The organism is Candidatus Acidiferrales bacterium, assembly GCA_035515795.1.
Lineage (GTDB): Bacteria > Bacteroidota > Ignavibacteria > Kryptoniales > JAKASW01 > JAKASW01.
Genome location: DATJAY010000026.1, coordinates 34,431 through 46,685, shown reverse-complemented (window position 1 = coordinate 46,685; position 12,255 = coordinate 34,431). Strand labels below are relative to the sequence as shown.

The 12,255-nt window shown below is 47.8% G+C and carries 12 protein-coding genes; 4 read left to right on the top strand and 8 right to left on the bottom strand.

Annotation, left to right across the window (positions count from 1 at the left end):
* Positions 1 to 156 precede the first annotated feature (156 nt).
* The 7 genes from kdpA to VLX91_11145 form a co-directional block, all read right to left on the bottom strand.
* The gene (kdpA, locus tag VLX91_11175) at positions 157 to 1,953 is read right to left on the bottom strand and encodes a potassium-transporting ATPase subunit KdpA (GenBank protein HUI30770.1); all 1,797 of its coding nucleotides are present in this window, start codon (positions 1,951 to 1,953) and stop codon (positions 157 to 159) included.
* A gap of 199 nt (positions 1,954 to 2,152) precedes the next feature.
* Positions 2,153 to 3,172, bottom strand: a complete 1,020-nt coding sequence (locus VLX91_11170; protein HUI30769.1) for a potassium-transporting ATPase subunit C — start codon at positions 3,170 to 3,172, stop codon at positions 2,153 to 2,155.
* Positions 3,173 to 3,198: 26 nt separating this feature from the next.
* A complete protein-coding gene (gene kdpB / locus VLX91_11165; GenBank protein HUI30768.1) occupies positions 3,199 to 5,367 on the bottom strand; it encodes a potassium-transporting ATPase subunit KdpB in 2,169 nt (722 codons plus the stop codon).
* Positions 5,368 to 5,431: 64 nt separating this feature from the next.
* A complete protein-coding gene (locus VLX91_11160; protein ID HUI30767.1) occupies positions 5,432 to 5,683 on the bottom strand; it encodes a potassium-transporting ATPase subunit KdpA in 252 nt (83 codons plus the stop codon).
* A 5-nt stretch (positions 5,684 to 5,688) separates the two neighbouring features.
* The gene (locus tag VLX91_11155) at positions 5,689 to 6,195 is read right to left on the bottom strand and encodes a potassium-transporting ATPase subunit KdpA (protein ID HUI30766.1); all 507 of its coding nucleotides are present in this window, start codon (positions 6,193 to 6,195) and stop codon (positions 5,689 to 5,691) included.
* 383 nt (positions 6,196 to 6,578) lie between these two features.
* Positions 6,579 to 7,703, bottom strand: a complete 1,125-nt coding sequence (locus tag VLX91_11150) for a porin (protein ID HUI30765.1) — start codon at positions 7,701 to 7,703, stop codon at positions 6,579 to 6,581.
* Positions 7,704 to 7,714: 11 nt separating this feature from the next.
* On the bottom strand, positions 7,715 to 8,068 hold the full coding sequence (locus VLX91_11145) for a P-II family nitrogen regulator (protein HUI30764.1): 354 nt from the start codon (positions 8,066 to 8,068) through the stop codon (positions 7,715 to 7,717).
* 171 nt (positions 8,069 to 8,239) lie between these two features.
* Between VLX91_11145 and VLX91_11140 the strand changes: the two genes are divergently transcribed.
* The gene (locus tag VLX91_11140) at positions 8,240 to 9,070 is read left to right on the top strand and encodes a sulfite exporter TauE/SafE family protein (GenBank protein ID HUI30763.1); all 831 of its coding nucleotides are present in this window, start codon (positions 8,240 to 8,242) and stop codon (positions 9,068 to 9,070) included.
* Positions 9,067 to 9,480 carry a DUF1634 domain-containing protein gene (locus tag VLX91_11135; protein HUI30762.1) on the top strand — a complete coding sequence of 138 codons (414 nt, stop codon included), beginning with the start codon at positions 9,067 to 9,069 and terminating at the stop codon, positions 9,478 to 9,480. Before VLX91_11140 ends, VLX91_11135 begins: the two co-directional genes overlap by 4 nt.
* Before the next feature lie 120 nt (positions 9,481 to 9,600).
* Here the strand turns inward: VLX91_11135 and VLX91_11130 are convergent, their stop codons facing one another.
* Positions 9,601 to 11,094 carry a B12-binding domain-containing radical SAM protein gene (locus VLX91_11130; GenBank protein HUI30761.1) on the bottom strand — a complete coding sequence of 498 codons (1,494 nt, stop codon included), beginning with the start codon at positions 11,092 to 11,094 and terminating at the stop codon, positions 9,601 to 9,603.
* Between the two features lie 150 nt (positions 11,095 to 11,244).
* On the opposite strand from VLX91_11130, the gene VLX91_11125 reads away from it, so the two are divergent.
* Both VLX91_11125 and VLX91_11120 read left to right on the top strand, forming a co-directional pair.
* Positions 11,245 to 11,844 carry a hypothetical protein gene (locus VLX91_11125; protein ID HUI30760.1) on the top strand — a complete coding sequence of 200 codons (600 nt, stop codon included), beginning with the start codon at positions 11,245 to 11,247 and terminating at the stop codon, positions 11,842 to 11,844.
* The gene (locus VLX91_11120; GenBank protein ID HUI30759.1) at positions 11,841 to 12,137 is read left to right on the top strand and encodes a transcriptional regulator; all 297 of its coding nucleotides are present in this window, start codon (positions 11,841 to 11,843) and stop codon (positions 12,135 to 12,137) included. The genes VLX91_11125 and VLX91_11120 overlap by 4 nt, the downstream gene beginning before the upstream one ends.
* The last annotated feature ends 118 nt before the right edge of the window (positions 12,138 to 12,255 follow it).

Sequence of the window (12,255 nt, the reverse complement as noted above, 5' to 3'; positions counted from 1 at the left end):
AGAAATTCAGGAGAGGAGCATCAAAATACAGACTTGACATTTTCCTGAATCGACAACCAAGCAACAACGGACAGAAAAGCAGCCTAAACTAAAAAAGGGCGACCGCACCCAGGGAGAAAATCCAGGATACGGCCGCCTTGCGATCTAAATCTTACTTTATCCGCCGAACGGAATTGGGCCGAGATGTTCTGCGATCGGCCCAAGCACGGCTATCGGGAGAAAAAGCAATGCGCCGACGATGAGGATGGTTCCGAGAAGCAGGTATCCGAACGTCGGAGTATCCGTGCGCAAAGTGCCGAGACTAAACGGACTCGATTTTTTTCTTCCAAGAAATGCAGCCATGGCAACTGGTGCAATGATAGGGATGAACCGGCTGATCACTATCACGATTGCCGTTGCGATATCCCATGCCGCGGCTTCCGATGCAGGATTCGGGTTATTGTAAAAACCGTAAGTCACGCCAAGCCCATCGAAAGCAGAACCATTATTTGCTGAAGCCGAGGAGAATTGATAAAACATTTGCGAGAGTCCATGCGGACCTGGATTGCTTACAGCCTTCATCCCCCAATCGGTGGCGGCAAACAATCCTGTCGGCATAAGTATCATCAGCGGATGAACCAAGAGAGCTATTATTGCCAGTTTAATTTCCCGTGCGCCGATCTTCTTGCCTAGATATTCCGGACTCCTGCCGACCATCATACCGGCCACGAATATTCCGATGATAATGAACAGCAGCATGTTTATCATGCCGACTCCCTTTCCGCCGAAGATGCAGTTCAGCCACATCCCGACCATCGGCGACAATGCCGCGAGCGGGTTCAAGCTGTCATGCTCCGAATTTACAGCACCACAGGTGACGTCGACAGTCAGTGCTGCAAATGTAGCGCCTGCGGATGTTCCGAACCGCATTTCTTTGCCTTCGAGGTTGCCGAGATGCTGATCCACGGGCAAGCCTCCAACCGCGGGAAGCGTCACGGCCTGTGTTCCGCCTTGCGCCGTTGCACTTGGCACCGAATAAGTTCTCGCCATAGGATGACTGGTGAAAGCCGGGTTCGGCTGATATGTATCGAATGCGATCGTCCACACGATCGTGACAACCATAAGAAAGAGCATTACGGAGAAAATCACATAGGCATGGCGCATCTTCTTGAGCATTCTGCCGAACATGAATACAAGAGAGAACGGGAAAAGAAGCATCGTCAAACTGTTGAAGAAATTTGATAAACCCGTTGGATTCTCGAACGGATGCGCCGAGTTCATTCCGTAGAAGCCTCCACCGTTTGTTCCGAGCATCTTAATCGATTCCAGCGCGGCAACCGGGCCGACGATTATCGACTGCCGCCCTGATTCAAGAGTGGTAAGATGGTAAACGCTCTGGAGCGTCATCGGAACTCCCTGCGTGATGAATATGAAGCTGAAGACGAATGAAGCGGGGATGAATATGTAAACCATCACGCGCCACATGTCGACGAAGAAATTCCCGAGATGCGAGTCGCTGCGCAATGCTCTGATGATTGCTGTCAGTGAGCATAAGCCGATTGCGGCAGACAAAAACCAGTTAATTGAATCGAAGACGAGCTGGCTGAAGTTTGAAAAATGCTGGTCGCCGGAATAATGCTGTAGGTCCGTATTCGTCATAAACGAAATGACGGTGTGCAATATTGTGCTCGGCGCCAGCATGGGGCGGTTTAACGGGTTGAGAGGCAAGTACTGTTGAAGAACCAGTACGAGAAAACCGAATATGCCGAGTGCCACGTTGAAGACAAGCAGCGCGATCAGATACTTTTTCCAATCCTGATGTCCGCTGTCCAATTTTTTCTCAAACCATGCAAAGATTCGGATCGGACGATATTCTCCGTCCATGATCCATGCCATGTATTTGCTTAGCGGAAATGCTACCGCTGCAGCTGTGGCGAGAAGAAGAACCGGTAACAACCAAATTTGAATAGCCATTTTCTAAACTCCATTCTGCTTAAACAGTTTTTCGACAACATTATCGGTCACTACCTAACGAAGCTATTCCAATTGGTTGGCTCTGAAGTGATCTCTGCGAGTTGGTTTTTCCATCCGCCTCCCAACAGATGGAACCGAAGAGAGGACTAAAATCCTGAGGCGTGTCGCGAGCTGTCGAGCACGCCTCAATTTTTAAATCTTACTGCGGTGCTCCGAACATGCCGCGGAGTTCAAGGTTCACCTGAAGAACATTTATCATTTTTTCTCCGGCGAGTCCATCGAGAGGAGCAAAAGAATCCTTCTGGAGAAGGTCTTCAATCTGCCTTCGCACATCTGCAGGGTTGCGCTTTAAGTCTGTCGCCCATTTTGCCGAGACGCGATCAAGCTGATATTCGGCATTTTCCATCGTTATGTCCGGGTCTAATCCTGAAGCGGACGTCGTAACCATATCACCGGGAATATCCTGCAGGGAGTCGTTCGGATGATCCAGTCTCCACATGTCGAAGAAATCGGACTGAATATCTGTACCGGTGCTTACCGGCTTGATCACAGTTACTATGGTCTTGCCATCAGCACCGGTATCAGCTACGGCAGAAACAAACTTACCGGGATTTTCATTAGAAAAATTCTGAAAGAATGTCACCGCGAGATCGGACGGCGCTGGCTGAGAGATAGCCGGGTTGCTCCTTATGAATTGAGCGACGACATCTGGATGAGTCTTCGCCCAATCGGCAACGTACGCGGTGTGCAATGAATCAGTGTTCACCCAAGCCAGAGCATCTCCAGGATGCATCGATGCCCACTGAGCAACAATGTGCCGACTTCCCTGGTAAACATCATGCTGGAACCACGTTTCGATATCTGAACCGACTAACTGGCCGGCTTTCGGTCCGGCAGCATATTTTACTATTGGGCCGAGGACGTGTGCTACCCGGTCACGCAGGACATAGTTGGAAGAAGCCAACGCAGATGAGGCCGAGGCGGTACCATCATATCCCGCGGCAGACGGACGGGGCTGAAAATATTCATCCTTCGTAAACGGCTGCGCAATGAGCAAGGAACCGACGGGTTGACCGTCCTCTCCCTTTACGATGCTCCCATTAGATTGGAATGGGAATAACGTCTGCCCTATTGCCAACAATACGAGCGGATAAAGTACGCAGCATATAACGACTGCAAAGAACAGGAGCAGAAAACTTTTTGATATAATTTTAGCCATCTTAGTATTCTCCAATTTCTTAGACTTTAATTCACAAAATGCAGAGCGACCATGATCATGTCGATCAGCTTGATACCGATGAACGGGAGGATAACGCCGCCGAGTCCCCAGTTAAACAGGTTCCTCTTCAGCAAATCGTCCGCGCCCATGATCCGATACTTAACTCCTTTTAATGCGACAGGAATCAAAGCCGGAATGATCAAAGCATTAAATATCACTGCCGACAGGATTGCCGATGTCGGAGAATGCAAGTTCATAATGTCAACTGCTTTAAGCCACGGCAATGTACCGGCAAAAAGTGCCGGAATAATTGCAAAGTATTTCGCGACGTCGTTGGCTATCGAAAAAGTAGTCAGGGCTCCACGGGTTATAAGGAGCTGCTTCCCGACATGAACGACTTCGAGCAATTTCGTCGGATCGCTGTCGAGATCGACCATGTTAGCCGCCTCTTTCGCCGCCTGTGTACCGGCATTCATTGCGAGTGCTACATCTGCCTGGGCAAGCGCGGGAGCGTCGTTAGTACCATCTCCCATCATGGCAATGAGCTTTCCGTCAGCTTGCTCATTCCGGATAAACTCAAGCTTCGTCTCTGGAGTCGCTTGTGCAATATAATCATCGACTCCTGCCTGCGCGGCAATAGCCGCGGCTGTGACAGGATTGTCGCCTGTAATCATGACGGTCCTCAATCCCATCTTTCTCAGCTGGTCAAAGCGCTCTTTGGTATTCGGCTTCAAGATGTCTTCAAGCGAAATCACGCCGACCACGTGAGAATCATCCGCAACGACCAATGGTGTAGCACCTTTCTTTGCAACGTCATTGACTATTGAATTAAGTTCAGAAGGTATCGTACCGTTATTTTCCTGGACAAATTTAATCACGGCATCGGGTGCACCCTTTCGAACCTCGCGTCCTCCTGAAAAGTCTATACCGCTCATGCGGGTCTGGGCCGTAAAAGGAACGAATGTCACATCATTCGGAGCCTTGATAGGGTCTTTGCTGTGTTTTTCATAAAGCCTTACAATGCTTTTCCCTTCAGGGGTCTCATCAGCAATTGAGGACAACGCCGCAAGCCGGGCTAAGTCGGCTTCTTTATAAGCACCTACCGGGAAAAACCCGGTGGCGTGTCTGTTTCCAAGCGTGATCGTCCCAGTCTTGTCGAGTAGTACGACATCTATATCACCGGCCATCTCGACAGACTTTCCGCTCTTTGCGATTATGTTAGATTGAAGTGCGCGGTCCATCCCGGCGATTCCGATGGCTGCGAGCAAAGCGCCAATGGTAGTCGGGATTAGACAGACAATAAGCGCAACTAACGTAGGCACATCCGTACCGAGACTCTTGAGAGGTTCTGAAATCCCGAGATAGCCGGCCATATATTGCTCGGCGTTCCACGCCATTGGCCAGAGTGGAACGACGACGATCAAGAAAATCAGCGTGAAGGCAGAGAGAACCAAGGTCAACGCAATTTCGTTAGGACTTCGCTGTCTGATCGCACCCTCTACCAATCCTATCATTTTGTCGAGAAACGATTCGCCGGGATTGCTTGTGATTTCGACCGTTATCTTGTCGGAGAGAACATAAGTCCCGCCGGTAACACCTGAAGCATCACTGTGTGCAGCCCGGATTACCGGTGCTGATTCACCCGTGATCGCGGATTCGTCCACAGAAGCAATTCCTTCGATGATCTCGCCATCCATAGGGATCATCTGTCCGGCCTGGACCACTACGCGATCGCCGAGCTTAAGTACGCTCGACGAAACTCCTTCAATTGATCCCGTCGAAGTCATTCGATATGCCATCGTGTCGTGTCGAGCCTTTCTCAACGACTCGGCTTGAGCTTTACCGCGAGCTTCCGCAAGTGCGGTCGCGAAATTCGCGAACCACACTGTAAGAAAAAGCCAGACGGTTAATGCTATGAAGTAAGAGACCGGTACGATGCTCACGTGACCGCCGAATGCTGCGTCAAAAACATACAGTAATGTCAATATTGCTCCGACTTCTACTGTGAACATCACCGGATTTTTCCATTGTATGTCCGGGCGAAGCATGACAAAAGACTGTTTCAATGCCGCCATTGCCGTTTCTCTTTCAAGCAGTTTTCTTGCTCGCACGCGGCGGAGGGGCTTCTTTGATTTTGAAGTCGACATATTCTTCATGTCCTCCACTTCACTCGCTATGTCTTGCACTTCGTTCATGTTTAACTCCTTAAAGATTTCTTATTCAAAATTCTCAGAGCATTTTCGAACATTTAGTTTCTCGTTATCCGCCAAATGGGATCGGCCCAACATGTTCAGCTATCGGTCCAAGAACGGCTATCGGGAGAAAAAGCAATGCACCGACAATGAGAATCGTTCCGAGCATTTTGATCGATTCAAGTGCAGCAACCGGCCCTACTATTATCGACTGAGGTCCTCCTTCAAGAGCAGTAAGATGATAAATGCTCTGGAGAGTCATTGGACTGCCTTGCGTGATGAAAATCAGGCTAAAGATAAATGCAGCAGGGATGAACATGTAAATCAGCACGCGCCACACATGTCGAGGAAGAAATTTCCAAGATGAGAATCGCTGCGCAGGGCTCTGATTATGGCTGTCAAGGCGCACAACCCGATTGCGGCAGACATAAACATGTTCGATATGTCGAAGAAAATCTGACTGAAGTTCGAAAAATGCTGGTCGCCGGAATAATGCTGCAGGTTCGTGTTTGTCATGAACGATATCACGCTGTTGAATATCGTGCTCGGTGCAACCATCGGTCTATGCAATGGGTTCAGCGGCAAGTATTCTTGAAGCGCAAGGACAAGGAATCCGAAGATTCCGAGTGCGGTATTGAAAACAAGCAGCGCTACAAGATATTGTTTCCAGTTCTGATGGCCGCTGTCCAATCGTTTCTCGAACCATACAAATATTCGGGGTGGACGATAATTCCCCTCCATGATCCACGCCATATAACGGCTCAACGGAAACGCGACGAGTGTCGCCGTGGCGAGCAGGAGGAACGGTAAGAACCAAATTTGAAAAGTCATTTCTTAATCTCCTTTTAGCTAAACCTCTGCCGTTTCGCTTAAAACTTTTCCGGTCTTAGAAGCGCAACGACTAAATAGACAAACAGGAGCACTGTTACGACGATTGTTAAATAAATCATTTCCTCATACCTCGTGTGTTTGGTTAGATCTTGTCACAAGCTTCCATGAAGAGATAGCATAGTCCCATCAGGCAGATCAGCAACAGAAACATCGCTGGTAACCATATCAGAAGATTCATTTCCATTTTACATTTCTCCAAATTTCAAATTTTTAAATCCTTACGGCATCAATGTCACTGTTCCACTATGCAAGAGCAATTAAGAAACCGTAAAGAGAAGCCGTGAAAACATAAAGAAATCATAACGGTCGATTTCATAAAATTTTCAAAACGTTGCAATAACTCCGACCAGAAGCGTTGGCTGCGAAGCTCTTGTTGGAGCCGCCGTGCTTGCGGATACGAATGCATTCCCATTCGCAAAATCGTCTCGTGCTTCGAGGCGCAAGATTATCGGATCCCACGGACGGTATTCGTATGTCGCGGTGATCTCTTTGAATGTCGCCTTGGGAAATGTCACGAAAGTGGTGTAGTCATTCGGATCGTAATAGACCTCACCGCGCAGGGCGATGTCTGATTTCGAGTCGAGATTATACTTCGCGTAGACCGCTGTCCCTTTCCAGATTTGCAGGGAGCCAAGATATCTCTCCCGCCCGTAGGTGACATCAAGTGCAAACGAAAGATTATCTCCGACCTGCTGGGTGGCAATAAGTTCGGCAACATCTCTCTTCCCGTATGGAACACCGGTTGGCTGTTCAAACCCGCTCATGCCGTTCACCGTGATCGATGTCGTAGGTGTTGGAGAGTAGCTGAATTCCAGTCCGACCGATTTTGATTTGTTGTTATCTACAACGGTATTCCAGCTGTTGACGATATGGAGAGCAACCGTGAAACTGCTTGTGACCGGATATGTGAGCCTCATTCCCATGTGATAATACGGAATTGCCCATGCAAACATCAGCGATCTGCTGTAGTTCCAGTTGCCGTTGGATTCGATTACCTCATAACCCATCATCGTCGCAAATTTTCCGATGTCGACAGTTAAACCGGAGCCGACAGGAATGACCGCCGTGAGATAAGCCTGCTCGACAAGATTCAATGTGCTCATGGACGGTGTCGTGGCTCCCGTCAATGGATTCAGCAGACCTTGAACGATATCGTTGCCGGTCCCGATACCAAGGTCGACGCGAAAGCCGACAGGCTGAGCCTGCTCTTGGATTGTCAGTTTTGCAAGGTTTAATGCAAACTGGTTTTCATAAAAGTCGAAGTTGCGAAGTTGGTTCCACTGATTTGACGGACCATTGAAGTTCTTACTGTAATAGACATCGACGAATCCACTCCAGGAAACTTTAGAGAGAATTTGTGCAGCAACCGAAGTTGAATCCGCGCCAAGAGCAGATGATGAAGTAATAAGTACTGCAAATATGATTGTCCAGATGTAAAAGTTTTTCATAAATTGATACCTCACTTTGCGAGTTGATACCACTGAAGCATATCCGTATCTGTTTCTTCGTCGTCCGTGTCAATTACCTCTTCGAATGATGAAATGGTAATTCTCCCGTTTGCCGGAGAACCAGCCTTCATGATGGAAAGAACGGTAAATACAACTGGCTCAACCAGCGAGGATGTCAGCGTAAGTACCAGTGCGATCTTGGGCGGGATTATGATTTTGTCGTCCAATTTTTCTGAATCCTCCTCGATCGCTTTGTCAATAATTCTTGATTCACTTAGGACGATCCCATAAATGCCCATACCATGGAGCCCTTCACAGACGTCATAGACCTTTTCAGGTGGTATAAAAATTTCTATCTTTTTCATAACGGGGAAAATATGATCACTTCATGGTGCTTGGTGCAATCAAGGAAGCATAAAAAGAGACTGAAAAGACGTAAAGCAATTATAAAACCCGCAAATTGAGTCTAATTTAATTTGTGTGTAGATTAGGGGCGCCATGCACTAAATCGTGTCCAATGATTGAAAGTCAATTGAATGTCGTTTGAAATATTGTTGGTAGTCTCAGTTGTTGCCGGCTTTGTAGGTGCAATGAGCGGTATGGGAGGCGGTGTGATACTCATACCGGCATTGACGCTGTTCGGAATGGATATAAAACATGCGATTGCCATCAGCATAGTCTCGGTAATTGCCACCTCATCCGGATCGGCGTCCGCATATGTGCGCGACCGGATTACGAATCTTAAGGTCGGAATGTTTCTAGAAATGTTTACCATAGTGGGTGCCCTCGCCGGCGCGGCGATTACCCTTATCTCCTCCCGCGGACCGCTGTTCATAATTTTCGGTCTGGTCCTCCTCGGATCATGGTTGACCTTACTGATACAGCGACATGAAATGTGGCGCCCGATCGAGCATCAGGACAAGTTTTCAAAGTGGTTAGAACTCGAGGGCGAGTATTACGATAATGCATCCAAGGAGACGATCAACTATCGCGGATGCCGGGCTTATTTCGGGGGACCACTTATGTTCGGTGCCGGACTCATCGCAGGTCTGCTCGGCATTGGGGCAGGAGCTCTAAAGGTTTTGATCCACGATCTTGTGATGGGACTTCCGCCTAAAGTATCTACCACCACGAGCAACTTGATTATTGGCGTCACTGCCCTCGCGGGGACAAGCGTTTACCTAGCGGCCGGCATGATCGATCCGGCACTTGCTGCGCCTGTGATACTCGGCATCGTCTGCGGTGCTTTTATCGGAACAAGGATCCTCGTTCGTTTAACCAACCAGACGGTCAGGCTTTTCTTTCTTGTGATCCTCGCAATTCTTGGCGTAGAGATGATAATTCGCGGGATAGGAGCTATCGCATGACTAATACGACGCAAGAAACGAAGTCAAAAAAGGAGAAAGAAAAGTCAATCGAATATAAGATGGACGCACTCGTTGGGTATATTCTTCTTGTCGGCGTCCTCACAAGCATCACGTTGATCGTGTCAGGAGTAATTTGGCATTATGTCGACACGGGACATATCGGGCTTGATTACTCAATCGCGGGGATGAACTTGTTTCAATTCGTGCTGACCGAAATTCATCAGTTTACACGGCTTCACCTCAGACCTCGACTCCTTGTCAATCTCGGCATCGCGGCCCTGATGCTCACACCGTATGTCCGCGTTGCAGCTTCTATGCTCTTCTTCGCATTCGCGGAACGGAATTATAAATACACTACGTTCACGGCAATTGTATTCGTCGTGTTGACATATAGTCTGTTTCTGAGATGATGAGTATTCGATATGCAAGTTCCGGACGCTGCCCACCGCCCCTTGATACCACCGCTAATCAGTACCTATCCATGACACAAAGGCGCTCCTCGGAAACACGGCATTCGCCTCTGTCTTTGATTATTTCAAATTCATTATGTGGTCTTCAAATATCTTTCTGAAATGGAAACCGTAAATGCAGAAAGTTATGGCCAGCGGGAAAAGTTTCGGCCTCGTGAAAAGTGACCAGAAAAACAGCCGCCAGTAATAAACCCTCTCCTTCTCAACCATGCCGAGACGCACAATCGATTTGAAAAGAGCTCTTGTATAACCGGGGTTCATGCGGAAGACTTTCACCTGAGGCGGATTGTAATTCTTCATGAATTTTTTCACGCGCTCATAATATTGTTTCGGCGAATAGATTCTCTTAACTACACTCTTGTATCCTTTAACGAGAACGTCCCTGTTCATCTTGGGAATAAAGTTCATGGAAAAATCAGTGTTGTCCCCAGAAAAGACGTGAAGAAGTCTTCCCTCCTTCATCAACCTTTTATAAAGTTTCGTGCCTCGCGGCGCATTCAGCAAACCAACCATCGCCGTGACAATTCCTGTTTCCTGGATGAACGAGGTCATCTTATCGAAAATCGACGCCGGATCCATATCGAAACCTAAAATGAATCCTCCTTGAACTTCCATTCCAAACTTCTGAATTTTCCTTACACTCGCGGCAAGATCGCGTTTCTTATTTGGAATCTTCTTGCACTCTTCCAGACTTTCTTCGTTCGGCGATTCGATCCCGACAAAAACTGCATTAAAGCCCGCTCTGGCCATGAGCGTCATGAGCTCTTCATCATCGGCTGAGTTAAGTGACACCTCGGTATTGAAAAAGAAAGGATGGCGTTTTTCGTCCATCCATTCGATTATTGAAGGGAGTATCTCCTTCTTCAATTTGCTCTTGTTTCCCAAAAAATTATCGTCCACAAAAAAGACGCTAGCTCTCCAGCCTCGTTCACGGAGGCTGTCAAGTTCGGAAATCACCTGCTCCTTGGTCTTTGTGCGCGGAATCCTGCCGTACAGGACAGTAATATCACAAAACTCGCAATCGTATGGACACCCCCGCGAGTACTGGAGATTCATCGACGCATAATTCTTGAGATTTATCAAGTCCCATCTAGGAATCGGAGTCTGAGTTATGTCAGCCCATTCGGTGGTAGTGTAGATGTGCTTTGCCTTCCCTGCAGCGAGATCGGCTAGGAAAGGCTTCAGTGTGATCTCCGCTTCGTTCAGGACAAGGTAGTCAACGTTCCCAAACTCGTCGTGCAATGCTGTAAACAGCGGTCCGCCGGCAACTATTTTCCTATCGAGTTTCTTGGAGCGCGCTATGATTGCTTTGGCAGATTCTTTCTGAACCGACATCGCACTTACGAAAACATAATCAGCCCAGAGTATGTCATCGTCTCGCAACGGCCGGACATTTACGTCGACCACCCTTTTTTCCCATTCTTCAGGTAACATCGCGGCAACCGTCAGGAGGCCGAGCGGTGGGAATGCCGCTTTCTTCGAGACAAATTTTAACGCATGTTTGAAACTCCAGAACGTGTCGGGATATTCCGGATAGACAAGAAGTATATTCATTCAGCAGCCTGATTTCGTTATAATCAAGTTAACAAATGAGACTGAGTTGTACAATGGCGACCCAAAAGATCATTCACTTTTTTCTTGACAAATTACTCGCGATTATGTAACTTACTCTGTAATACAAAGTACTTTATAAACGGAGGATAAATGGATCAACAAAGCGCGATTGAGGAGATAGCCCTCATAAAAAGGGTTATCGAAGAAAGCAGGGAATTTACGTGCAACAGCGGGAAAGAAATAATTACCTGGGGGATCTTAATAAGCATAGCGGTCTTCGCATCTTACGGAGCGATAATTGCGGGTTACGGTCATCTGGCAATCTGGATTTGGGTCGTGATAATCGGATCAGGATGGATATTCTCCATCGTCATGGGGATACGCAAGAGGCCATCCATGGAAAACCTGGGGGTCAAGATCCTCTCCTACGTGTGGACAAGCTGTGGAATTGCCATGACAATCCTTGGATTCGCTGGAACAATTTCCGGAGGGCTCGAAGACTGGGCAATTGCCCCGGTATTCGCGACCATCATGGGGGTGAGTTTCGCCGTCACTGCCTTGGTTCAAAAACTGAATTGGGTGCTATACGTAGCCGTCGCATGGTGGGTAGGCTCGCTTTTGATGTTTCTCGTAAGAGGTCTCGAGACAATGCCCATTTTCGGCGTTATGATAATTCTTTTCATGGTCATCCCGGGAATGCTGTTCCGCAAACAATGGCGAGACCAACAAGCGCATCCAGATACGAAATGACCGATTTCGACTACAAACAACTCAATGACACGCTCCAGTCTAGAATAAGAGTTGCAATCATCGCCGCGTTGGTAAGCGTGATTGAAGCGGATTTCAATTTCCTGAAAGGTATGGTAAAGACCACGGACGGCAACCTGAGCACTCACCTGCGCAAATTAGAAGACGCAGGCTATGTCTCAATGAAGAAAAAATTCGTCGACAGAAAACCACAGACAAAATACAGGATCACTGAAAAAGGAAAGCGCGCATTGGAAGAACATATCAATGTCCTTGAGAAGTTGATAAAAAAGTGATCTTCGAAGACCTCGCAAGAATAACAACCTGTTTTCACGGAAAATTTGGAGATTATTACATATAACGAAACAAGAATGGCAAATCGACGTATATGTAATGAAATTGACTCTTGACAAC

Coding starts and splice junctions, on each gene's coding strand:
- kdpA (HUI30770.1), bottom strand. CDS start 1,953: ATGGCTATTCAAATTTGGTTGTTACCGGTTCTTCTTCTCGCCACAGCT.
- VLX91_11170 (HUI30769.1), bottom strand. CDS start 3,172: ATGGCTAAAATTATATCAAAAAGTTTTCTGCTCCTGTTCTTTGCAGTC.
- kdpB (HUI30768.1), bottom strand. CDS start 5,367: ATGAACGAAGTGCAAGACATAGCGAGTGAAGTGGAGGACATGAAGAAT.
- VLX91_11160 (HUI30767.1), bottom strand. CDS start 5,683: ATGTTCATCCCTGCTGCATTTATCTTTAGCCTGATTTTCATCACGCAA.
- VLX91_11155 (HUI30766.1), bottom strand. CDS start 6,195: ATGACTTTTCAAATTTGGTTCTTACCGTTCCTCCTGCTCGCCACGGCG.
- VLX91_11150 (HUI30765.1), bottom strand. CDS start 7,703: ATGAAAAACTTTTACATCTGGACAATCATATTTGCAGTACTTATTACT.
- VLX91_11145 (HUI30764.1), bottom strand. CDS start 8,068: ATGAAAAAGATAGAAATTTTTATACCACCTGAAAAGGTCTATGACGTC.
- VLX91_11140 (HUI30763.1), top strand. CDS start 8,240: ATGTCGTTTGAAATATTGTTGGTAGTCTCAGTTGTTGCCGGCTTTGTA.
- VLX91_11135 (HUI30762.1), top strand. CDS start 9,067: ATGACTAATACGACGCAAGAAACGAAGTCAAAAAAGGAGAAAGAAAAG.
- VLX91_11130 (HUI30761.1), bottom strand. CDS start 11,094: ATGAATATACTTCTTGTCTATCCGGAATATCCCGACACGTTCTGGAGT.
- VLX91_11125 (HUI30760.1), top strand. CDS start 11,245: ATGGATCAACAAAGCGCGATTGAGGAGATAGCCCTCATAAAAAGGGTT.
- VLX91_11120 (HUI30759.1), top strand. CDS start 11,841: ATGACCGATTTCGACTACAAACAACTCAATGACACGCTCCAGTCTAGA.